Below are 19385 nucleotides of genomic sequence, written 5' to 3' on the forward strand. Positions count from 1 at the left end.
GGCCGATGCCCGCAGGCGGGCGCGTCCGCCCGTCCCGAACCCGACCGGCGAGGTCAGGCGCCGAGGTTGGGCCGCCCGTGCCGGAAAGCGCGGAAATCCGGCGTCACCGTGGGGGCCCCGAAGAGATAGCCCTGCAGACAGCCCACGCCCGCGTCGCGCAGCCAGGTCGCCTCGGCTTCGGTCTCGACCGCCTCGGCGACGACATACATCCCGAGCTCCTGGGCCATCGCGATGGCCGCCCGCACCGCCGACTTGCCGCCTCCGGTCCGGTCGACGTTCTTCACCATGCTGCCGTCGATCTTGGCGATCTCGAAATCCATCTCTTCCAGCAGGCGTAGCGAGGTCATCCCGGCCCCGAAATCGTCCAGCGCAAAGACGATGCCCCTTTCGCGCATTTCGGCCATGAAGGGTTTCAGCACATCCGGGACCTGCATGGCCGAGGCTTCGTTGATCTCGAGGATCAGGCTCGACCCCAGGCGCGGCGTGTCCTGAAGCGCGCGATACAGGATGTCGAGCCAGGGACGATAGCCCACGGACCGCGCCGACATGTTGATCGACACCCGGATGTGCGGATTGCGCTGCATCGCCATCAGCCCCAGTTGCAGCGCGGCACAGTCGATCTCGCGGCCGAGCTGCCGCATTTCGGCCATGGGCATGAAATCGCGCGCCGGGATCACCTGGTCGCGCAGGTTCAGAAGCCGGATGAACCCCTCGAAGAAGCCGATCAGCTTGGGGTCGGCCGCATAGACCACGGGCTGGAAGGCCAGCCGCATGCGGCGATCTTCCAGCGCCGAGGCGACCATCGCCAGCGTCTCGCGCTCTTGCGCCGATACAGCCACGTCCAGCGGACTGGCGGTCGAAGGATCACGATCGTATTTCGACTTCCTCGGTTCCTTCATAAAGCTCATTCAATGCCCCCGCCCGGTCCGAATCCTGTCGACAGGCTAGGGTCGAACGGGTAAACGAACCCTCAATATTCGTATTTTGTTCCAATTTTCCGATCTTGGTCTGCGCAGGTCCGCCCATGGGAAATGCCGTCAATTCGACACGTTGCCCCTGGTGCGGGTCGGATCCGCTCTACCAGGCCTATCATGACCACGAATGGGGTCGGCCCGAACGCGACGCGGTGCGGCTTTTCGAACTCCTGCTTCTGGAAAGCTTTCAGGCCGGCCTTTCCTGGATCACCATCCTGCGCAAGCGCGAGGCCTTCCGCGCGGCCTTCGCAGGCTTCGCTCCCGCCACCCTCGCAACCTGGGGCGAGTCCGACATCGCCCGCCTTCTGGCCGACGCGGGCATCGTCCGACATCGCGGCAAGATCGAGGGCGCGATCCGTGGGGCGCAGGCGTTCCTGCGGATCGAGGCGCGCGAAGGATTCTCGCCCTTCCTGTGGTCCTTCGCCCCGCCGCCCGGCCCAAGACCGGCAAGCATGGCCGAGGTCCCGGCGCAGACCGTTCAGTCGCAGGCCATGTCCCGGGCGCTGAAGGCCGAGGGGTTCGTCTTCGTCGGCCCGACGATCACCTACGCCTTCATGCAGGCCTCGGGCATGGTCAACGACCACATCGCCACCTGCGACTTTGGCTGACCCCTTGGCCTTTCGCGCCGCAGCCGCCATATAAGGCCAAACATCCTTCCGGAGGTCCAAATGCTGGGTCTGGGCGAAAAACCGCAAGCCGACGCGAACCTGATCAAGGACGCGACCGAAGCCACCTTCATGGCCGACGTGATCGAGGCGAGCCGCGAGGTGCCGATCATTGTCGATTTCTGGGCCGCCTGGTGCGGCCCCTGCCGGACGCTCGGCCCGATGCTCGAAGCCGCCGTCACCGCGGCCAGGGGCAAGGTGCGCATGGTCAAGGTCGATGTGGACCAGAACCAGCGCATCGCCGCGCAACTGCGCATCCAGTCGATCCCCACCGTCTATGCCTTCTGGCAGGGCCAGCCCGTTGACGGCTTCCAGGGCGCGGTGCCCGCCTCGGAACTGAAGGCCTTCATCGACCGCGTCTCCGCCCTTGCGGGCGACGGTGGCCTCGCCGATGCGATCAAGGCGGCCGAGGAGATGCTGGCCGAGGGCGCCGCCGTCGATGCCGCCGAAACCTTCGCAGCGATCCTGGGCGAAGACCCCGAGAACGCCACCGCCTACGCGGGTCTCGTCCGCGCGCATATCGCGCTCGGCAACCTCGACCAGGCCGAGGCCTTCATCGCCGCTGCCCCCGGCCCGGTCGCCAGGTCCAAGGAACTCGACGCCGTCCGCGCGCAGCTGGAACTGGCGAAACAGGCCGCCAAGGCCGGCCCCGAGGCCGACCTGCGCGCCGCCGTCGAGGCGAACCCGAACGACCACCAGGCCCGCTACGACCTCGCCGCCGCCCTTCTGGCCGCCGGGAACCCCAAGGAAGCCGTCGACCAGCTTCTGGAACTGTTCCGCCGCGACCGCGAGTGGAACGACGGCGCCGCCAAGACCCAGCTCCTCACCATCTTCGAGGCGCTGAAGCCGCAGGACCCGATCGTCCTCGCCGGCCGCCGCAAGCTGTCGTCGATGATATTTGCCTGATCCCTGACCCGGGCTACCTGATGCCCATGATCACCGCAGCCGACCTGCCGGACACCATTCCGGTCTTTCCCCTGCCCGGGGCGCTCATGCTCCCCCGGGCGCGGCTTCCCCTGCACATCTTCGAGCCGCGCTACCTGGCGATGATCGAGGATTGCATGAAGACCAAGCACCGGCTGATCGGCATGATCCAACCGCGCGAAACCCCGGGCGGCGAGAAACGGCTCCAAGCCATCGGCTGCGCCGGCCGTCTCACCGGCTTTTCCGAAACCGAGGACGGGCGCTACATGATCACCCTATCGGGCATCTCGCGCTACCGCGTCCGCGAAGAAGTCCAGGGCTTCACCCCCTACCGCCGCTGCCTGGTGGACTGGGCCCCCTTCGCCCGCGACCTTGGCCCGGCCGAGGACGACCCCGGCTTCCGGCGCGAGGATTTCATGGGCCTCCTCGGCCGCTACTTCACCAAGCTGAACCTTTCGACCGACTGGAACAGCCTCAAGGAAGCCGAGACCGAGCTTCTCATCAACTCGCTCTCCATGCTCTGCCCCTTCTCGCCCGAGGACAAGCAGGCCCTCCTCGAAGCCCCGACCCTCGTCACCCGGCGCGAGACCATCGTGACCCTGATCGAATTCGCCCTGCGCGGCAGCGGCGAAGAGGAGATCCTGCAATGAGCGACCCCGCCGACCGCCGCATGCTGGAAGCACTCGTCTGCCCCGTGACCAACGCCGTCCTGACCTACGACGCCGAGAAGCAGGAACTGATTTCCAAGGCGGCCCACCTCGCCTTCCCGATCCGCGACGGCATCCCGATCATGCTGGTCAGCGAGGCGCGGCAACTCGATTAGCCCCGCGCCTTGGCTTTGCCCTGAAACCCGTCTATAGCGCGGGCAACGAACATGGAGCCGGGTGCAACTCCCGGCTGGCTCTTCCGGCCGCCGATCCGCCGGACAACCGTCACACAGACCCACGCAACCGACCAGCCGCCCCTGACGCGGCTGGCCCCGAACGGAATTCGCATGTTTTCACTCGACGCCTACCGCAGCCAATGGCTCGGCAACATCCGGCCTGACCTCTTGTCGGGGCTGGTCGTGGCCCTGGCCCTCATCCCCGAGGCCATCGCCTTCTCGATCATCGCCGGGGTGGACCCCAAGGTCGGCCTCTACGCCAGCTTTTCCGTCGCCGTCATCACCGCCATCGCGGGCGGCAGGCCCGGCATGATCTCGGCCGCCACGGCGGCGACGGCCGTCCTGATGGTCACGCTCGTCAGGGACCACGGGCTGCAATACCTGCTGGCGGCCACCGTCCTTGCGGGCATCCTCCAGATCGCCATGGGACTGGCCCGGCTGGGGTTCGTCATGCGCTACGTCTCGAAATCGGTGATGACCGGCTTCGTCAACGCATTGGCGATCCTGATCTTCCTGGCGCAGCTTCCCGAACTTGACCCGACCCGGGTCACCTGGCTGACCTACGCGCTGGTCGCGGCCGGCCTCGCCATCATCTACCTCTTCCCCTATGTGACCAAGGCAATCCCCTCGCCCCTCGTCACCATTGTCGTACTCACCGCGCTGACCATGACCTTCGGCTGGGACGTGCGCACCGTGGGCGACATGGGCGCGCTGCCCGACACGCTGCCGGTCTTCCTTCTGCCCGACGTGCCGCTGACCTTCGAGACGCTCCAGATCGTCTTCCCCTACTCTCTGGCCGTTGCTGTGGTGGGCCTTCTGGAAAGCCTGATGACGCAGACGCTGGTCGATGACCTGACCGACACGAAATCCTACCGCAATCAGGAATGCGTCGGCCAGGGCCTCGCCAATACCGCCACCGGTTTCATCGGCGGCATGGCGGGCTGCGCCATGATCGGACAAAGCATCATCAACGTGAAATCAGGCGGGCGCGGGCGGCTGTCGTCCTTTGCCTCGGGCGTGTTCCTTCTGGTGATGGTGGTAGGCCTCGGCGACTGGGTCAGCCAGATCCCGATGTCCGCGCTGGTGGCGATCATGATCATGGTCTCGATCGGCACCTTCTCATGGTCCTCGATCCGGAACCTCGCCACCCATCCCCGCTCCTCCTCGGTGGTGATGCTGGCGACGGTCGCCGCCGTGGTCTACACCCACAACCTCGCCATCGGAGTCCTGCTCGGCGTCCTCCTGTCCGGCATCTTCTTCGCCGGCAAGATCGCGCAGCTCTTCCGCGTGACCAGCACGGCCAGCCCGGACGGCCGCACCCGCACCTACCGGGTCGAGGGGCAGTTGTTCTACGCCTCGGTCGAGGATTTCATGGCCGCCTTCGACTTCAAGGAGGCGCTTGACCGCGTCGTCATCGACGTGACCGATGCGCATATCTGGGACATCTCCTCGGTGCAGGCGCTGGACCTCGCCGTGCTCAAGTTCCGCCGCGACGGGGCCGAGGTGGAAATCGTCGGAATGAACGCCGCCTCCGAAACCATCGTCGACAAGCTGGCGCTGCACGACAAGCCCGGCGCGATGGACAAGCTTATGGCCCACTGAAGGGAGATGCCCACATGACACAGAAGATCATCGCCCTCGTGGACGGCTCGATCTACTCCGCCAGCGTCTGCGACCACGCCGCCTGGGTCGCGGGACGCACCGGGGCGCCGGTGGAATTGCTGCACGTCCTCGGTCGGCGCGAAGGTCCGCAGAAGCAGGATCTTTCGGGCGCGATCCGGCTTGGCGCCCGCACCGCGCTGATGGAGGAACTGGCCGAGCTGGACGAACAACGCGCCAAGCTGGTCGCGCATCGCGGCCGGGCGATCCTGGAAGATGCCCATGCCATCCTGATCCGCGACGGCGTGGCCGAGATCACCACCCGGCTGCGCCACGGTGACCTCGTGGAAACCGTGGCCGAGCTTGGCGCCGATGCCGCGATGATCCTGATCGGCAAGCGCGGCGAAGCGGCGGATTTCGCCAAGGGGCATCTCGGGTCCAATCTCGAGCGCATCGTGCGGGCCAGCCACCTGCCCGTCTTCGTCGCCTCGCGGGCTTTCCGGCCGATCGCGAAGGTGCTGGTCGCCTATGACGGCGGGGTCTCGGCGATCAAGGCTGTCGATCACGTCGCGCGCGATCGGCTCTTCGCCGGTCTCTCGGTGCAGGTCGTGACCGTCGGCACGGCGACGCCCGAGGTGAGGAAGGGGCTGGAGGACGCCGCCGCCCGTCTGCGCGGGGCCGGCCTTGCCGTCGAGACCGCCGTGGTCGAGGGCCAGCCGGAAACCGCACTTGGCCGGATGGTGGACAGCGACGGCTTCGACATGCTGGTGATGGGGGCCTATGGCCACTCGCGCATCCGCAGCCTGATCATCGGCTCCACGACGACCGAGATGATCCGCAGTTGCAAGGTGCCGGTGGTGCTGATCCGCTAGCCGGACGGCCGGCGGAAGGGCGGGTTAACAAACCCCTAACGTCCGCGGACAACCCTCTGGAATCGCTAGGCTATCCGGAAATGTCCACCGTGGACACTCACGCAGCCAGGTCGTCGGGCCCCACCGCATACAGCCCCGCCGCCCCTTCCCGGGCCTCGGCCAGCAGCGCGGCATGTTCGGGCAGGATCCGCCGGATCATGACCCGGGCCAGCGCCTCGCGGTCGTCCTCGGCCAGCGCGGCCTTCAGATGCGCCCCGGCCCCCAGCACCCGGGCGAAGGCCCGCAGATAGGGCACCGCCCCGGCGAAGCGGTCGTTCAGGGGCAGGGCCACCATCGCCTCGGTCCCCTCGCGCAGCGCCTCGGCCGCGGCCCAGACCTCGCCGGCCAGATCGGGGAGCCGGGCGCGGGCTGCCTCGGCGCCGCGCTGGACCTCGTCGATCAGCCGGAACGCGGCCTCGCCGCCATCGGCCATCTTGCGGCCGACCAGGTCCATCGCCTGCACCCCGTTCGTGCCCTCGTAGATCGGCAGGATCCGCGCATCCCGCAGGAACTGCGCCGCCCCCGTCTCCTCGATGAAGCCCATGCCGCCATGCACCTGCACGCCCCGATGGGCCACCTCGCAGGCGATGTCGGTGCAGTGGGCCTTGGCGATCGGGGTCAGCAGCGCCGCCCGCGCCTGCCACTCCGCCGCCCCGGTCGCCGTCGCCATGTCGATCGCCTTGGCGCAGGACAGCGCGATGGCCCGCGCCGCGAAGACCTCGGCCCGCATCGTCGCCAGCATCCGGCGGACATCGGCGTGGTCGAGGATCGTCCCCTCCGCCGAAAGCGGCGTCGTCCCCTGCCGCCGATCCGCCGCATAGGCCAGCGCGTGCTGAAGCGCGGCCTCGGCCAGCCCAACGCCTTGCGCGGCGACCGACAGCCGGGCGTTGTTCATCATCGTGAACATCGCCGCCATCCCCTTGTGCGGCTCTCCCACCAGCCAGCCGGTCGCGCCATCGAACTGCATCACGCAGGTCGGGCTGCCATGGATGCCCAGCTTGTGCTCCAGGCTCACCACCCGCAGGCCGTTCCGCGCGCCCGGTCGCCCTTCGGCATCGGGCAGGAACTTCGGCACCATGAACAGGCTGATCCCCTTCGTCCCCTCCGCCCCATCCGGCAGCCGCGCCAGCACCAGGTGGCAGACATTGGCCGTCAGATCGCTGTCGCCCCAGGTGATGAAGATCTTCTGCCCCGTCACCGCATAGGTCCCGTCCCCGTTCGGCACCGCCTTCGTCCGCAGCGCGCCGACATCGGTGCCGGCCTGCGGCTCGGTCAGGTTCATCGTCCCCGACCATTCTCCCGAGGTCAGCTTCGGCAGATACAGCGCCTGGATCTCGGGTCCGGCGTGATGCTCCAGCGCCTCGATCTGACCCTTGCTCAGCAGGGGCTTCAGATGCAGCGCCAGGCAGGCGCCGGACATCATCTCGTCCACCGACAGGGCCAGCGAGATCGGCAGACCCATTCCGCCATGTTCGGGCCGCGCCGCCATGCCGACCCAGCCACCCCCGGCGATCGCCCGGTAGCCCTCGGCAAAGCCGGGCGGCGACAGGACCACCCCGTTCTCCAGCCGGGCCGGGGTCACGTCGCCCACCCGGTTCAGGGGCGCCAGCTCGTCGGAACAAAGCCGCCCCGCCTCGTCCAGGATCGCCTCGGCCAGGTCGGGCGTCGCGTGCTGGAACCGCGGGGTCGCGGCGACCTCGGCAAAGCCCACGACGTGGTCGAGGATGAAACGGATGTCCCGGACCGGAGCGCGATAGGCCATGGCCACCTCCCTTGGCAAATACCGGACCCTGCCGTAAGCAGGGCCGCACCGAACGCTATCCCTTTCGGATCGCCCTTCAAGCCGGACGCTGCGTCATAGCCATGACCCTGATGCTTTCCCCGGACGACGCCGGCATCGCCCGGGCCGCCGAGCTTCTGCGGGCCGGAGAGCTGGTCGCCTTCCCGACCGAGACGGTCTATGGCCTGGGTGGCGACGCGCGGTCGGACCGTGCGGTCGCAGGGATCTACGCCGCCAAGGGGCGGCCCAGCTTCAACCCGCTGATCGTGCATCTGCCCGACCTTGCCGCGGCCGAGGACTTCGCCGAGGTCGGACCGAAAGCGCGGCGCCTGGCCGGCGCCTTCTGGCCCGGCCCGCTGACGCTGGTCCTGCCGCTGCGACCCAATTCCGGGATTTCGCCCCTGGTCACGGCCGGGCTCGAGACGGTTGCCATCCGCGTCCCGGCGCATCCCCTGGCCCAGCGGCTGCTGCGCGCCTTCGGCGGGCCGCTCGCCGCGCCCTCGGCCAATCCCTCGGGGCGGGTCTCGCCCACCACGGCGGGGCATGTGATCGAGGGCCTGTCGGGCCGGATCGCGGCGGTGCTGGACGGAGGCCCCTGCGCGGTGGGTCTGGAATCGACCATCGTCCTGCCAGACCCTTCGCCCGTGCTGCTTCGCCCCGGCGGTGTGCCGGTCGAGGCGCTGGAAGCCGCGCTTGGCGAACCCCTGTCTCTGGGCGGGGATGCAGGCAAGCCGACGTCGCCCGGCCAGCTCGCCTCGCACTACGCGCCCGAGGCGGCGCTGCGGCTCGACGCGACCGAGGCGCGGGAAGGCGAGATCCTGGTGGGCTTCGGCCCGGTGCGCGGGGCGCTGACCCTGTCCGAGAGCGGCGACCTGGTCGAGGCGGCGGCACGGCTTTTCGCCACCCTGCGCGAGGCCGACCGGATGGCCGGCCCCGACGGTCGCATCGCCTTTGCTCCGGTGCCGGACACCGGCCTTGGCCGCGCGATCAACGACCGCCTGCGTCGGGCCGCCGCCCCGCGCGGTGCCTGAGCCGCAACGGCAACAATCCCACCACAGATTTCCAGAATGTGCGCGAAGTCGCAGAAATTCCCCGCGAGCATTTGAAAAACCTGTGCGATATTCACTGCGGGCCAGAGCGCCCGCACAACCGACCAATCCGCCAGTCAAGGCGGGGCTGACAAGGGAACCGTGGAATGTTTAACGAATTCAAGACCTTCATCGCGCGCGGCAACGTGCTTGACCTGGCCGTCGGTGTCGTCATAGGCGCGGCCTTCACCGCCATCGTCACCTCGCTGGTGGACGACCTGATCAACCCGCTGATTGGCCTGATCGTGGGCGGGATCGACTTCTCCGGCTGGGGCTTTGCCATCGGCGATGCCAAGTTCGCCATCGGCAGCTTCATCAACGCCGTCATCAAGTTCCTGATCGTGGCCTGGGTGGTGTTCCTGATCGTGAAGGCCGTGAACCGGCTGATGCCGAAGAAGGAAGAGGCCCCTGCCGCACCGGCCGGCCCGTCGGACAACGACCTGCTGAAGGAAATCGTCGCCGAGCTGAAGGCGCGCCCGCGCATCTGACGCGGCGGCAGGCTTTGCAGCACGGTCCGCGGAGGCGATCCCGCGGACCGTTTGCGCATCAGGCGGGCTGTGGCGACCTTGGGCGCAGGTACCAGTACCACAGGCGATAGGCCCAGAGACCGATCAGCGGCCCGAAGTGGATGGCCGCGGGCGGCCAGCTGCCCCAGTTGTGCAGGGCGGCCCAGTGGATCAGCACCAGGACGGCGGCCGGATAGGCCAGGCGCTGCAGGCTCTTCCAGCCGGCATGCAGCCAGCGTTGCGCGGCGTTGTTCGAGGTCACGGCCAGCGGCACGAACAGGATCATCGCCAGCCAACCGGTCCAGATCTCGGTATGGGGCAAGGCCTCGACGATCCGGGCCAGCGTGCCGCGGTCGATGACATAGACCAGCGTGTGCAGCGCGGCATAGACGAAGGCCGCAACCTCGATGTCGCGGCGGTGATGCACCAGCCAGCGTGGCCATTGGCGTCCCTTGAACAGCAGCATCAGGCCCGAGGCCATCATGCCGATGATCATGAAACGCGCCGCCCATTCCCCGCTCGGGTGCAGAAGGCGGTGGAAGGCCTGGGCGTCGTCCCCGAACAGGGGACCGATCAGGGGAAGGGCGGGAAGGGCAAGCACGACCCACAGGACAAGGGTCGAGGGTTTCTGGCCGAGGAACGTCATGGGGCACCTTTCATCCGGTGCCCCATATACGCGCGCCTTTGGCGATTCCGGCGTGACCCAGATCAGATTTTCAGCGCCTCGGCGGCAGAAATCACCGGCAGGTTCAGCGCAAGGCCGACGGCTTCGTAGGTCAGCTTGCCGGCATGGACGTTCAGGCCGTTGAGGAGGTGCCGGTCATCGGCGCAGGCCTGCTTCCAGCCCTTGTCGGCCAGCGCCAGCATGAAGGGCATCGTCGCGTTGCCCAGGGCCTGTGTCGAGGTGCGCGCGACGGCGCCCGGCATGTTGGCCACGCAGTAATGCATGATCCCGTCCACCTCGTAGATCGGGTCCTGGTGGGTGGTGGCGCGGCTGGTCTCGAAGCACCCGCCCTGGTCGATGGCCACGTCCACCAGCGCCGCGCCGGGCTTCAGCTCCTTCAGCTGCGCCTTCGAGATCAGCTTGGGCGCGGCGGCGCCCGGGATCAGGACGGCGCCGATGATGAGGTCGGCCTCGCGTGCCAGCGCGATGGTGTTGCCGGCGCTGGCATAGGCGTTCTTGAAATCGCGCCCGAAAACGTCGTCCAGATAGCGCAGGCGGTTGATCGAGCGGTCCAGGACCGTGACATCCGCCCCCATCCCTGCGGCGACCTTCGCGGCATGGGTGCCGACCACCCCGCCCCCGATCACCAGCACCTTCGCGGGAGACACGCCCGGCACCCCGCCCAGCAGCACGCCACGCCCTCCATTCGCCTTCTGCAACGTCCAGGCCCCGACCTGCGGCGCGAGCCGCCCCGCCACCTCGGACATCGGCGCCAGAAGCGGCAACCCGCCCCGGTCGTCGGTCACGGTTTCATAGGCGATGCAGGTCGCACCGCTGGCGAGCAGGTCCTTCGTCTGCTCCGGGTCGGGGGCGAGGTGGAGATAGGTGAACAGAACCTGCCCCTCGCGCAGGCGCTTGCGTTCCACCGCCTGCGGCTCCTTGACCTTGACGATCATGTCGGCCGCGGCAAAGACCTCTTCCGCCGTGTCCAGCATCCTGGCGCCGGCCGCCACATAGTCGGCATCGGCAAAGCCGGCCCCGAGGCCCGCTCCCTTTTCCACCACGACCTGATGGCCGTGGTTAACTGCCTCGCGCACGGCATCCGGGGTCATGCCCACGCGGAATTCCTGCGGCTTGATCTCTTTCGGACATCCGATCTTCATCATTTCCTCCCTTTCGGGACCTTGTCCCTGTGGGGACAATCCTGATCCGATTTCCAGACGATGCTTTGAATTCTGATTGGCAGAGGACCGGCTTCTGCGTAGCTTCTTGCCTGATCCGATCCAAAAGCCGAAGAATCTTGCATGGCCCTTGATCTTGACGCCACCGACCGCCGCATCCTCACCGTGTTGCAGAAGAACGGCCGCATCACCAATGCCGAACTGTCCGAGGCGGTGAACCTCTCGCCCTCGGCCTGTCACCGCCGCGTGCAGCGGCTGGAGGATGAGGGCTACATCGCGGGCTACGTCGCGCTGCTGGATGCCCGGCGCATGGGGCGGATGACCACGGTCTTCGTCGAGATCACCCTGCAAAGCCAGGCCGAGGACCTGCTGGATGCCTTCGAGCGCGAGGTGGCCAAGGTGCCGGACCTTCTGGAATGTCACCTGATGGCGGGGACGGCGGACTATCTCTTGAAGCTCATGGCCGAGGACACCGAGGATTTCGCCCGCATCCACCGGCAGTTCCTGTCGCGCCTGCCAGGCGTGCGGCAGATGCAGTCCAGCTTCGCGCTGCGGACGGTGGTCAAGACGACGGCGCTGGCGGTCTAGGCGGCGGCGTGCAGATAGCCGAACACCGCGCGTCGGGTGCGGTCGGCCAGCGCGCTGCGGTCTGCCTCTTGCGCCTCGCTGGCAGCGTCGATCATCCCGCGCAGGATGGCCAGGATGTCCTGGGCCGTGGTTTCCGGGCGCGAGATCTTCAACTCGTCCAGCCGCGCCGCAATCAGCACGGTGACGCGGGCCGAAAACTCGGCGGCTTCCGGATCGGGCGGCAGTTGGCTGCGGGCAAGGTTCAGCGTGCGCGACAGGCTCGGACGCGCCAGGTAATGCGCCACGGTCGCCTCGATCAGCTCATCGACCAGCTTGGTCAGGTCATTGGCCGCATCCGAGGAGACGATCCGTTCCACAGCCTCCAGAAGATTCGCCCGCTCGGCCCGGATCAAGGCGGCCAGAAGCGCATGCTTGCCCGGGAAATACTGGTAGAGCGAGCCGATCGAGACACCCGCCCTGGCAGCTACGGCGTTCGTCGTTAGCCCTTCCAGCCCCCTTCCCGAGCAGAGATCGGCGGCGGCTGCGAGGATCCCGTGCACCTTGGCGCGGGACCGGTCCTGGCGGGGGTGTTTGCGAAGCTCGATCATGCTTGAAGGGTAAGGCGGCGAATTGCGGCGGAATACTGTTAAATGTGGCGTAAACTGGAAACGGACTGTAGATGCTCGCCAAAGTTGCAACACGCCGCCGCCATGATTTCGCCACACAATCCCTGGTTAGCGCCGGCCTGCGGGTCGGGACCGAGGCGGCAGCACCCGACCCCATTCGGCAAATGAAAAACCCCCGGCCAGGGGCGCGGGGGTTGATCGGGCGGGAATCGCTTCCCCAGGGTCGCGGTGTCTTACAGACCGCCTTCGCGCTGAAGCTTCTTCCGGGCAAGTTTCCTTGCGCGGCGGACCGCCTCGGCCTGTTCGCGTGCCTTCTTGACGGAGGGCTTCTCGAAATGCTGCTTGAGCTTCATTTCCCGAAACACCCCTTCGCGCTGAAGTTTCTTCTTCAGGGCACGGAGAGCCTGTTCGACGTTGTTGTCGCGGACGCTGACCTGCATGTGGTTGTCACCACCTTCCTAAGCTAGAGTTGCACTGACTTGTGCAGGCCCGCGGCCTATAACAAAGCTCGGGTGGCTTGTCCACCATGCCGGCAGGAGGGATGACGATGACGGAAGACCCGATAAAGGCACAGCTGCTGGACGCGGCGCTGCCGCATGTGCCCTTCGACGGCTGGTCCGACCGGACGCTGACGGCCGCCGCCGCCGATGCCGGGATCGCGCCGGGTCTGGCGCGGTCTCTCTTCCCGCGCGGAGGGGTCGATCTGGCGCTGGCCTATCACGCCCGGGGCGATTCCGAGATGCGGGCGCGGCTGGCCGCGACCGACCTGTCGGCGCTGCGCTTCCGCGACCGGATCGCGCGGGCCGTCCGCATCCGTCTGGAACTGGCCGACCGCGAACTGGTGCGCCGCGGCACGACGCTGTTCTCGCTGCCCCACCATGCCGCCGACGGAGCGCGGGCGATCTGGGGGACGGCGGATGCGATCTGGACCGCGCTCGGCGACACGTCGGGCGACCTGAACTGGTACACCAAGCGCGCGACGCTCTCGGCCGTCTATGGCGCGACGGTGCTCTACTGGCTGGGCGATGATTCGACCGGGCATCAGGCGACCTGGGATTTCCTCGACCGCCGCATCGACCAGGTGATGCAGGTCGAGAAGCTGAAGGCGAGCTTCCGGGAAAATCCGCTGGGCAAGGCGATGATGGCCGGACCCGGAAAGATTTTCGCAAGCATTCGTTCGCCATCAAGACGTGACGACCTTCCGGGCCACCATCAGGGGTGAGACCACAGTATGACCCTTTCGCACAGCATGCTCGCCATCGAGATTTCCACCCCCGGCGGGCCGGATGTCCTGACGCCCGCCTCGGTGCCGGTGCCGGTGCCGGGTCACGGGCAGATCGTGATCCGCGTGGCCTGGGCCGGAGTGAACCGGCCCGACGCGCTGCAACGCGCCGGGGCCTATGCGCCGCCGCCCTCGGCCTCGCCTCTGCCGGGGCTGGAATGCTCCGGCACGGTGGTCGAGCTTGGGCCGGGCGTCACCCGCTGGCGGATCGGCGATCAGGTCTGCGCGCTTCTGCCCGGGGGCGGCTACGCCGAATATGCCGTCACGCACGAAGCCCACGCCCTGCCGATCCCCAAGGGCCTGTCGCTGAAGGAAGCCGCCTGCCTGCCGGAGACATGCTTCACCGTCTGGTCGAATGTGGTGATGCGCGGCGGGCTGCGAGGGGGCGAGCGGTTTCTGGTCCACGGCGGCACGAGCGGCATCGGCACGACTGCGATCCAGATCGCCCGTGCGCTTGGCGCCCGGGTCTTCGCCACCGCCGGGACCGAGGAGAAATGCGAGGTCTGCCGCGCGCTCGGCGCCGAGCTGGCGATCAACCACCGGACCGGCGATTTCGTCGCCGAGATGAAGGCCGTGGGCGGGGCGAACCTGATCCTCGACATGGTGGGCGGCCCCTATATCGAGCGGAACCTGAAGGCGCTGGCCGATGGCGGGCGGCTGGTGCAGATCGCCTTCCTGCAAGGCGCCAGGGTGACGCTGAACCTGGCCGAGCTGATGACCCGGCGCCTGACGCTGACCGGCTCGACCCTGCGCCCGCAGTCCGACCTCGCCAAGGCCCGCATCGCGCGCGAGGTGGAAACCCATGTCTGGCCGATGATCGAACGCGGGGCGGTTCGCGTGGTGATGGACAGCGACTATCCCCTGGATCAGGCCCCGGCCGCCCACTGGCGGCTGGAATCGGGTGGGCATGTCGGCAAGATCGCCCTTCGGGTCGAGACGTAGGGATTTCCCTACCCGAGGGCGCCGGGTGGCGGATTGACGGTTTCTTCACGCGCAGGCGCAGTTGACGTTTGGTAAAACGATCTCAGGCGGGATCGGATGTTCGATCCATGAATCAGCCCGAAGGCGCTTTCCCCAGACGCCCAGGGCACCGACGATTTGAGAAAGCAGTTTTCCCCAGACTTCCCCTCAACTGTTGCTTTTCAGATTGCCGATCCCGCCACCCAACCACCCTATCGCACCGGCTCCAGCAAGGCGTCCTTCAGGCGGCAGTCGCGGATCACATCCGCCCCGCAGCGCCGGAACTCCAGGTCGCGGGTCAGGCAGATCCGCGCCTCCTGGATCAGGCCGTCCTTGCAGGTGATGGTGACCTGGTCGCGGGAAAGACCGGGGTTGGCATCAAGGAAGGCGTCCTCGATCACGCTGGCCGGCAGGGTCAGGGGGCGCGAGACGCCCTTGAACAGGTCGGGAACCGCCACGCGGCCGAAGGCGTCGCGCGCCGTCCGGTAATAGTCGGAAGGCGACAGGCCCGAACAGCGCCCGTGCTTCTTCCACTGGTAGAACGCCGCCCCCGCCCCGCCCATCACATCGGCCATCGCCGCCGTTTCGGCCCGGGTCGGATCCCTCTCGACTGTGCGGCAGTATGACGGCCAGCCGGTTTCGTATTGCGGCCACAGACCATGGAGCACGAAGGTCAGCCCCCGCCCAGGATCACATTGTGGATCGCGCCGTGCATCGCCCTCGAGCGCGCACCAGGCAGCGGACCACGACAGCGACATTACGTAATAGTCGAACTCCCCCGCCCGGTCGCCCTCGGCCCGTGCCGCGCCAGCCCAGCAAAAGACCGCGAAAAGCAACGGCAGCAGGCGCATTTTCGCTTTCCCTTTTCGCAATCCGGGCCTATATGGGCGCCTGAATTCCCCGAAATCGTGGAACTCGCGGGCCAAGCCCGCAGCCGTTTTCCCGGCACGGGACAGGTTTGTAAAGGAGAGATCCGATGTCGAAACCGCTCATGGCCAAGGCGACCGCCGTCTGGCTGGTGGACAACACGACGCTCAGCTTCGCCCAGATCGCCGATTTCTGCGGCCTGCACGAGCTTGAGGTGCAGGGCATCGCCGATGGCGACGTGGCCACCGGGGTCAAGGGCTTCGACCCGGTCGCCAACAACCAGCTTGACCCGATCGAGATCGAGCGCGCCCAGGCCGATCCGCTCTACCGGATGAAGCTGAAGTTCAACCCAGCCGCCCAGGGCGAGGAAAAGCGCCGCGGTCCGCGCTACACCCCCCTGTCCAAGCGTCAGGACCGCCCCGCTGCGATCCTCTGGCTGGTGAAGTTCCACCCGGAACTGTCGGATGGCGCCATCGGCAAGCTGGTCGGCACCACCAAGCCCACGATCCAGTCGATCCGCGAGCGCACGCACTGGAACATCGGCCAGATCCAGCCGATCGACCCGGTTGCGCTGGGCCTCTGCAAGCAGTCGGAACTCGACGCCGCCGTACAGGCCGCCGCCCGCAAGAAGGCCGCCGAAGGCACTGTGATGTCGGATGACGAACGGCGCAAGCTGGTGTCCACCGAACAGTCCCTGGGCATGGCGCCCGACGCGCGGATGCCGTCCGGCCTCTCGGGGCTGGAGGTCTTCGGCGACGAGGAAAAGGACGACAGCCCCGCCTCGGATTTCTCGGACGCGGACAGCTTCTTCAACCTGCCCGGCGGCGACCACGACGACGACGAGGACGAAGACCGCCGCCGCTGAGGGCCGCCCCTGCACGGATCGCCAGCCCGGCCGCCGCCACCGGCCGGGTTTTTCATTGCAACCCGATGCGCCGCAGCGCCCGAAAAGCAGAAAGCCCGCAACCGGTGAGGGTTGCGGGCTTTTTTAATGGTGCCCAGAAGAGGACTCGAACCTCCACGCCTTGCGGCGCTGGTACCTGAAACCAGTGCGTCTACCAATTCCGCCATCTGGGCACTGATGGTCGATGTAACGGCGCCATCTGGCAGAGTCAACGGCCCCTCCGCGAATTTTCGCAAGGGCGCTTTGGCCTTGCCCGGACCGGATGCCGCCGCTATTGATCCGGCAGGATTCCGGCGCCTTTCCGGCGCCGTTGGAGGGTTGCGCGGATGAGCAGGCTGGTCACCATCTTCGGCGGTTCGGGCTTTGTCGGACGCTACATCGCCCGGCGCATGGCCAAGGAAGGCTGGCGGGTGCGCGTCGCCGTCCGCCGCCCGAACGAGGCCCTGTTCGTCAAGCCCTACGGCGTGCCCGGCCAGGTCGAACCGCTCGCCTGCAACATCCGCGACGATGCCAGCGTGCGGGCGATGATCCGCGGGGCGGACGCGGTGGTGAACTGCGTCGGGATCCTGAACAGCCTCGGTCGCAACACCTTTGACGCGGTACAGGCCGAAGGCCCGGGACGCATCGCCCGCATCAGTGCCGAGGAAGGGGTGGGTCATCTGGTCCACGTCTCGGCCATCGGCGCCGATGCCGGGTCGGACAGCGACTATGCCCGCACCAAGGCACGGGGTGAGGCCGCCGTGCTGGCAGCCTTCCCGAACGCGGTGATCCTGCGCCCCTCGATCATCTTCGGCACCGAGGACCAGTTCTTCAACCGCTTTGCCGGCATGGCCCGCCTTGGCCCGGTCCTGCCCGTGGTGGGTGCCTCGACGAAATTCCAGCCGGTCCATGTGGACGATGTCGCCAAGGCGGCGGTCGCGGGCGTCCTCGGCCAGGCTGCCCCCGGCATCTACGAACTCGGCGGGCCCGAGGTGGACACCTTCCGCGGCCTGATGCAGCGGATGCTGAAGGTGATTCAGCGTCGCCGGGCGGTGGTGGGGATCCCGTTCTTCGTGGCCCGGATCATGGCATTCGGTTTCGACATGGTGCAGGCGCTGACGCTGGGCCTGATCGAGAACAAGGTGCTCACCCGGGACCAGGTGCGCAATCTTGCGCGCGACAATGTCGTCGCGCCGGGGGCGAAGGGTCTGGCCGATCTCGGCATCACGCCGACGGCGATGGAGGCGGTGCTGCCCGAATACCTCTGGCGCTATCGCCCGGCGGGCCAGTTCGCCGCCATCAAGGACTCGGCCAAGAACCTGCGGAAGGCCTGATGCGCGCGGCGGCCCTTGCGGCGGCCGTCATGGCCGGGCCGGGGGCGGCGCAGGACTTCGATGCGGTCGGCGCGCTGTTCGCCGAACGCTGCGTGATCTGCCATTCGGGCGAGGATGCGCCCCTGGGCCTGCGGCTCGACACGCTGGACGGCGTGCTGGCCGGGAGCGAGAACGGCCCCGTCGTCCGTGCCGGCGATGCGGCCAGCCCGCTCCTGCAACGCCTGCGCGGCGAGGCCGAACCGCAGATGCCGCTCGACGGCCCGCCCTTCCTCGACCCCGAACAGATCGCGCTGGTGGAAGGCTGGGTCATGGCGGGGATGCCGGCGGGCAGCCTCGCCCCGGCCCCGGCGGCCGAACGCCGCCGCCCCGCGCCGGGCGAGCCGGTGCTCTGGCCGGACGTGCAGCCGATCCTGCTCAAGGCCTGCATCAAGTGCCATTCCGACAACTCCAAGCTCGGCGCCCCGCCCGAGGGGCTGCGGCTGGACAGCCTGGCGCATGTGCTGGCCGGCGGCGACCGTCTGGCCGTCCTGCCGGGCAACCCCGAGATGTCGGAACTCTGGCGCCGGATCACCGGCCTTGCCACGCCGCGCATGCCCTTCGACGGCCCGCCCTGGCTGCCGGAAGACGACATCCGCCTGATCCGCGACTGGATCGCCCAGGGCGCGCCGGACGACGCGGGCAGGCCCGCCCCGATCCCCGAAGGCGCCCGCATCCGCCTGCGCGGAGTGCTGACCGGCGCGGCCGAGATCGACGGTGCCGCCTTCGTGATCGATGGCGGAACGCGGGTGGACGACCGCACCCGGATCGGCGATCAGGCAGAGATGCGGGGCGTGGTGCAGGCCGACGGCACCGTCCGCGCCGAACGGTTCCGCGACAGGTAGGACAGCATGGACACCACGATCACCGCCGCCCTTCTGGGGCTTCTGGAAGGGCTGACCGAGTTCCTGCCCGTCTCTTCGACCGGGCATCTGCTGCTCGCCGGCCATTTCCTCGGCTTCGAATCGAAGGGCCGCACCTTCGAGGTGGTGATCCAGCTGGGCGCGATCCTCGCCCTGTTCTCGGTCTATGCCACGCTGATCGCCCGGCTCCTCTTGCGCGCCCGGCACGAGGATGCGGCGCGGCGGGCGCTGGTGTCGCTGTTGCTGGCCTTCCTGCCGGCGGTGGTGGTCGGCGCGCTGGCGCATGACTTCATCAAGACGGTGCTGTTCGAAACGCCGATGCTGATCGCGGTCATGCTGATCCTGGGCGGCGTGGTCCTCCTGGTCATCGACCGTATTGCACCTGTCCCTGTGCATCAGGACGCGCTGGCCCTGCCCTTCGGCAAGTCGCTGGCCATCGGCTTCTGCCAGTGTCTGGCCATGGTGCCGGGCGTGTCGCGGTCGGGTGCGACCATCGTCGGCGCCCTGGCTCTGGGCGTGGAAAAGCGCGCGGCGGCCGAGTTCTCTTTCCTCTTGTCGCTGCCCACCATGGGGGCGGCCGTGGCCTACGACCTGTTCAAGAACCGCGACGTGCTGGATTTCGGCGCGGTCTGGGAGATCGCGGTCGGCTTCGCCGTTGCCTTCGTGACCGCCGTGATCGTGGTGCGCTGGGTGCTCGACTACATCGGCCGCCACGGCTATGCGCTGTTCGGCTGGTGGCGCATCCTCATCGGCAGCGCCGCGCTGGTGGCGTTGCTTCTGGGGTTCTGAACG

Annotated in this window: 22 protein-coding genes, 1 tRNA gene and 1 other annotated feature; of the genes, 15 read left to right on the forward strand and 8 right to left on the reverse strand. The window is 67.9% G+C overall.

The annotated features are described in order from the left end of the window. Positions 1-53 precede the first annotated feature (53 nt). Positions 54-908 (reverse strand): EAL domain-containing protein, encoded by an 855-nt coding sequence (locus ACK4IU_RS12625; protein ID WP_235019314.1) that lies wholly within the window; start codon positions 906-908, stop codon positions 54-56. Between the two features lie 116 nt (positions 909-1024). On the opposite strand from ACK4IU_RS12625, the gene ACK4IU_RS12630 reads away from it, so the two are divergent. From ACK4IU_RS12630 to ACK4IU_RS12655, 6 genes are all read left to right on the forward strand, one after another. Continuing rightward, on the forward strand, positions 1025-1582 hold the full coding sequence (locus ACK4IU_RS12630) for a DNA-3-methyladenine glycosylase I (RefSeq protein WP_409735689.1): 558 nt from the start codon (positions 1025-1027) through the stop codon (positions 1580-1582). A gap of 60 nt (positions 1583-1642) precedes the next feature. After that, the gene (trxA, locus tag ACK4IU_RS12635; protein WP_409735692.1) at positions 1643-2545 is read left to right on the forward strand and encodes a thioredoxin; all 903 of its coding nucleotides are present in this window, start codon (positions 1643-1645) and stop codon (positions 2543-2545) included. 26 nt (positions 2546-2571) lie between these two features. Next, on the forward strand, positions 2572-3213 hold the full coding sequence (locus tag ACK4IU_RS12640; protein ID WP_409735768.1) for an LON peptidase substrate-binding domain-containing protein: 642 nt from the start codon (positions 2572-2574) through the stop codon (positions 3211-3213). Beyond that, on the forward strand, positions 3210-3386 hold the full coding sequence (locus tag ACK4IU_RS12645; RefSeq protein ID WP_409735694.1) for a Trm112 family protein: 177 nt from the start codon (positions 3210-3212) through the stop codon (positions 3384-3386). The genes ACK4IU_RS12640 and ACK4IU_RS12645 overlap by 4 nt, the downstream gene beginning before the upstream one ends. Positions 3387-3436: 50 nt before the next feature. Further along, positions 3437-3494 (forward strand) — a sequence feature (sul1 is cis-regulatory element that is thought to sense ions involved in sulfur or methionine metabolism; They are found in Alphaproteobacteria). A gap of 63 nt (positions 3495-3557) precedes the next feature. After that, positions 3558-5048: a SulP family inorganic anion transporter gene (locus ACK4IU_RS12650; protein WP_409735696.1), complete on the forward strand. Its 1491-nt coding sequence runs from the start codon at positions 3558-3560 to the stop codon at positions 5046-5048. 14 nt (positions 5049-5062) lie between these two features. Next, a complete protein-coding gene (locus ACK4IU_RS12655) occupies positions 5063-5917 on the forward strand; it encodes a universal stress protein (RefSeq protein WP_409735698.1) in 855 nt (284 codons plus the stop codon). 97 nt (positions 5918-6014) lie between these two features. On the opposite strand, the gene ACK4IU_RS12660 is transcribed toward ACK4IU_RS12655, so the two are convergent. Further along, positions 6015-7718 carry an acyl-CoA dehydrogenase gene (locus ACK4IU_RS12660; RefSeq protein ID WP_409735700.1) on the reverse strand — a complete coding sequence of 568 codons (1704 nt, stop codon included), beginning with the start codon at positions 7716-7718 and terminating at the stop codon, positions 6015-6017. 101 nt (positions 7719-7819) lie between these two features. Between ACK4IU_RS12660 and ACK4IU_RS12665 the strand changes: the two genes are divergently transcribed. Both ACK4IU_RS12665 and mscL read left to right on the forward strand, forming a co-directional pair. After that, positions 7820-8767, forward strand: a complete 948-nt coding sequence (locus ACK4IU_RS12665; RefSeq protein ID WP_409735702.1) for an L-threonylcarbamoyladenylate synthase — start codon at positions 7820-7822, stop codon at positions 8765-8767. 164 nt (positions 8768-8931) lie between these two features. Beyond that, positions 8932-9312, forward strand: coding sequence for a large-conductance mechanosensitive channel protein MscL (mscL, locus tag ACK4IU_RS12670; RefSeq protein WP_149587472.1), 381 nt, complete (start codon positions 8932-8934; stop codon positions 9310-9312). A gap of 58 nt (positions 9313-9370) precedes the next feature. Here the strand turns inward: mscL and ACK4IU_RS12675 are convergent, their stop codons facing one another. Together ACK4IU_RS12675 and ald are read right to left on the reverse strand one after the other, a co-directional pair. Continuing rightward, a complete protein-coding gene (locus tag ACK4IU_RS12675; protein WP_409735704.1) occupies positions 9371-9976 on the reverse strand; it encodes a sulfite oxidase heme-binding subunit YedZ in 606 nt (201 codons plus the stop codon). A 62-nt stretch (positions 9977-10038) separates the two neighbouring features. Then, positions 10039-11157, reverse strand: a complete 1119-nt coding sequence (gene ald / locus ACK4IU_RS12680) for an alanine dehydrogenase (protein WP_149587470.1) — start codon at positions 11155-11157, stop codon at positions 10039-10041. A gap of 141 nt (positions 11158-11298) precedes the next feature. Here ald and ACK4IU_RS12685 point away from each other — a divergent pair, with 141 nt between their 5' ends. After that, on the forward strand, positions 11299-11763 hold the full coding sequence (locus ACK4IU_RS12685; RefSeq protein WP_409735706.1) for an Lrp/AsnC family transcriptional regulator: 465 nt from the start codon (positions 11299-11301) through the stop codon (positions 11761-11763). Here the strand turns inward: ACK4IU_RS12685 and ACK4IU_RS12690 are convergent. Together ACK4IU_RS12690 and rpsU are read right to left on the reverse strand one after the other, a co-directional pair. After that, positions 11760-12350, reverse strand: a complete 591-nt coding sequence (locus ACK4IU_RS12690) for a TetR/AcrR family transcriptional regulator (protein ID WP_409735708.1) — start codon at positions 12348-12350, stop codon at positions 11760-11762. The two genes, ACK4IU_RS12685 and ACK4IU_RS12690, sit on opposite strands and share 4 nt — an antisense overlap. Before the next feature lie 251 nt (positions 12351-12601). After that, the gene (rpsU, locus tag ACK4IU_RS12695) at positions 12602-12808 is read right to left on the reverse strand and encodes a 30S ribosomal protein S21 (protein ID WP_008027119.1); all 207 of its coding nucleotides are present in this window, start codon (positions 12806-12808) and stop codon (positions 12602-12604) included. Positions 12809-12915: 107 nt separating this feature from the next. On the opposite strand from rpsU, the gene ACK4IU_RS12700 reads away from it, so the two are divergent. Together ACK4IU_RS12700 and ACK4IU_RS12705 are read left to right on the forward strand one after the other, a co-directional pair. Further along, positions 12916-13590, forward strand: coding sequence for a COQ9 family protein (locus ACK4IU_RS12700; RefSeq protein ID WP_409735711.1), 675 nt, complete (start codon positions 12916-12918; stop codon positions 13588-13590). A gap of 9 nt (positions 13591-13599) precedes the next feature. After that, positions 13600-14592, forward strand: a complete 993-nt coding sequence (locus tag ACK4IU_RS12705) for an NAD(P)H-quinone oxidoreductase (RefSeq protein WP_409735713.1) — start codon at positions 13600-13602, stop codon at positions 14590-14592. 230 nt (positions 14593-14822) lie between these two features. Here ACK4IU_RS12705 and ACK4IU_RS12710 read toward each other — a convergent pair whose 3' ends face one another. Continuing rightward, on the reverse strand, positions 14823-15461 hold the full coding sequence (locus ACK4IU_RS12710; RefSeq protein WP_409735715.1) for a ribonuclease T2 family protein: 639 nt from the start codon (positions 15459-15461) through the stop codon (positions 14823-14825). A gap of 125 nt (positions 15462-15586) precedes the next feature. Here ACK4IU_RS12710 and ACK4IU_RS12715 point away from each other — a divergent pair, with 125 nt between their 5' ends. Beyond that, positions 15587-16342, forward strand: coding sequence for a DUF1013 domain-containing protein (locus ACK4IU_RS12715; protein WP_409735717.1), 756 nt, complete (start codon positions 15587-15589; stop codon positions 16340-16342). 127 nt (positions 16343-16469) lie between these two features. On the opposite strand, the gene ACK4IU_RS12720 is transcribed toward ACK4IU_RS12715, so the two are convergent. After that, positions 16470-16554, reverse strand: a tRNA-Leu gene (locus ACK4IU_RS12720). Positions 16555-16707: 153 nt separating this feature from the next. On the opposite strand from ACK4IU_RS12720, the gene ACK4IU_RS12725 reads away from it, so the two are divergent. From ACK4IU_RS12725 to ACK4IU_RS12735, 3 genes are read left to right on the forward strand one after another with little or no spacing between them, the layout of a single operon-like run. Beyond that, on the forward strand, positions 16708-17694 hold the full coding sequence (locus tag ACK4IU_RS12725) for a complex I NDUFA9 subunit family protein (RefSeq protein ID WP_409735719.1): 987 nt from the start codon (positions 16708-16710) through the stop codon (positions 17692-17694). Next, a complete protein-coding gene (locus ACK4IU_RS12730) occupies positions 17694-18575 on the forward strand; it encodes a c-type cytochrome domain-containing protein (protein WP_409735721.1) in 882 nt (293 codons plus the stop codon). Before ACK4IU_RS12725 ends, ACK4IU_RS12730 begins: the two co-directional genes overlap by 1 nt. Positions 18576-18581: 6 nt before the next feature. Then, complete coding sequence (locus ACK4IU_RS12735) at positions 18582-19382, forward strand: undecaprenyl-diphosphate phosphatase (protein WP_409735724.1); 801 nt, start codon at positions 18582-18584, stop codon at positions 19380-19382. The last annotated feature ends 3 nt before the right edge of the window (positions 19383-19385 follow it).

This window comes from Tabrizicola flagellatus (genome assembly GCF_046295235.1).
In the GTDB taxonomy this organism is placed as follows: Bacteria; Pseudomonadota; Alphaproteobacteria; order Rhodobacterales; family Rhodobacteraceae; genus Tabrizicola; species Tabrizicola flagellata_A.

What these genes read in the sequence shown, in the direction of transcription:
- ACK4IU_RS12625 (WP_235019314.1), bottom strand. Translation starts at nt 908, where the DNA reads ATGAGCTTTATGAAGGAACCGAGGAAGTCGAAATACGATCGTGATCCT.
- ACK4IU_RS12630 (WP_409735689.1), top strand. Translation starts at nt 1,025, where the DNA reads ATGGGAAATGCCGTCAATTCGACACGTTGCCCCTGGTGCGGGTCGGAT.
- trxA (WP_409735692.1), top strand. Translation starts at nt 1,643, where the DNA reads ATGCTGGGTCTGGGCGAAAAACCGCAAGCCGACGCGAACCTGATCAAG.
- ACK4IU_RS12640 (WP_409735768.1), top strand. Translation starts at nt 2,572, where the DNA reads ATGATCACCGCAGCCGACCTGCCGGACACCATTCCGGTCTTTCCCCTG.
- ACK4IU_RS12645 (WP_409735694.1), top strand. Translation starts at nt 3,210, where the DNA reads ATGAGCGACCCCGCCGACCGCCGCATGCTGGAAGCACTCGTCTGCCCC.
- ACK4IU_RS12650 (WP_409735696.1), top strand. Translation starts at nt 3,558, where the DNA reads ATGTTTTCACTCGACGCCTACCGCAGCCAATGGCTCGGCAACATCCGG.
- ACK4IU_RS12655 (WP_409735698.1), top strand. Translation starts at nt 5,063, where the DNA reads ATGACACAGAAGATCATCGCCCTCGTGGACGGCTCGATCTACTCCGCC.
- ACK4IU_RS12660 (WP_409735700.1), bottom strand. Translation starts at nt 7,718, where the DNA reads ATGGCCTATCGCGCTCCGGTCCGGGACATCCGTTTCATCCTCGACCAC.
- ACK4IU_RS12665 (WP_409735702.1), top strand. Translation starts at nt 7,820, where the DNA reads ATGACCCTGATGCTTTCCCCGGACGACGCCGGCATCGCCCGGGCCGCC.
- mscL (WP_149587472.1), top strand. Translation starts at nt 8,932, where the DNA reads ATGTTTAACGAATTCAAGACCTTCATCGCGCGCGGCAACGTGCTTGAC.
- ACK4IU_RS12675 (WP_409735704.1), bottom strand. Translation starts at nt 9,976, where the DNA reads ATGACGTTCCTCGGCCAGAAACCCTCGACCCTTGTCCTGTGGGTCGTG.
- ald (WP_149587470.1), bottom strand. Translation starts at nt 11,157, where the DNA reads ATGAAGATCGGATGTCCGAAAGAGATCAAGCCGCAGGAATTCCGCGTG.
- ACK4IU_RS12685 (WP_409735706.1), top strand. Translation starts at nt 11,299, where the DNA reads ATGGCCCTTGATCTTGACGCCACCGACCGCCGCATCCTCACCGTGTTG.
- ACK4IU_RS12690 (WP_409735708.1), bottom strand. Translation starts at nt 12,350, where the DNA reads ATGATCGAGCTTCGCAAACACCCCCGCCAGGACCGGTCCCGCGCCAAG.
- rpsU (WP_008027119.1), bottom strand. Translation starts at nt 12,808, where the DNA reads ATGCAGGTCAGCGTCCGCGACAACAACGTCGAACAGGCTCTCCGTGCC.
- ACK4IU_RS12700 (WP_409735711.1), top strand. Translation starts at nt 12,916, where the DNA reads ATGACGGAAGACCCGATAAAGGCACAGCTGCTGGACGCGGCGCTGCCG.
- ACK4IU_RS12705 (WP_409735713.1), top strand. Translation starts at nt 13,600, where the DNA reads ATGACCCTTTCGCACAGCATGCTCGCCATCGAGATTTCCACCCCCGGC.
- ACK4IU_RS12710 (WP_409735715.1), bottom strand. Translation starts at nt 15,461, where the DNA reads ATGCGCCTGCTGCCGTTGCTTTTCGCGGTCTTTTGCTGGGCTGGCGCG.
- ACK4IU_RS12715 (WP_409735717.1), top strand. Translation starts at nt 15,587, where the DNA reads ATGTCGAAACCGCTCATGGCCAAGGCGACCGCCGTCTGGCTGGTGGAC.
- ACK4IU_RS12725 (WP_409735719.1), top strand. Translation starts at nt 16,708, where the DNA reads ATGAGCAGGCTGGTCACCATCTTCGGCGGTTCGGGCTTTGTCGGACGC.
- ACK4IU_RS12730 (WP_409735721.1), top strand. Translation starts at nt 17,694, where the DNA reads ATGCGCGCGGCGGCCCTTGCGGCGGCCGTCATGGCCGGGCCGGGGGCG.
- ACK4IU_RS12735 (WP_409735724.1), top strand. Translation starts at nt 18,582, where the DNA reads ATGGACACCACGATCACCGCCGCCCTTCTGGGGCTTCTGGAAGGGCTG.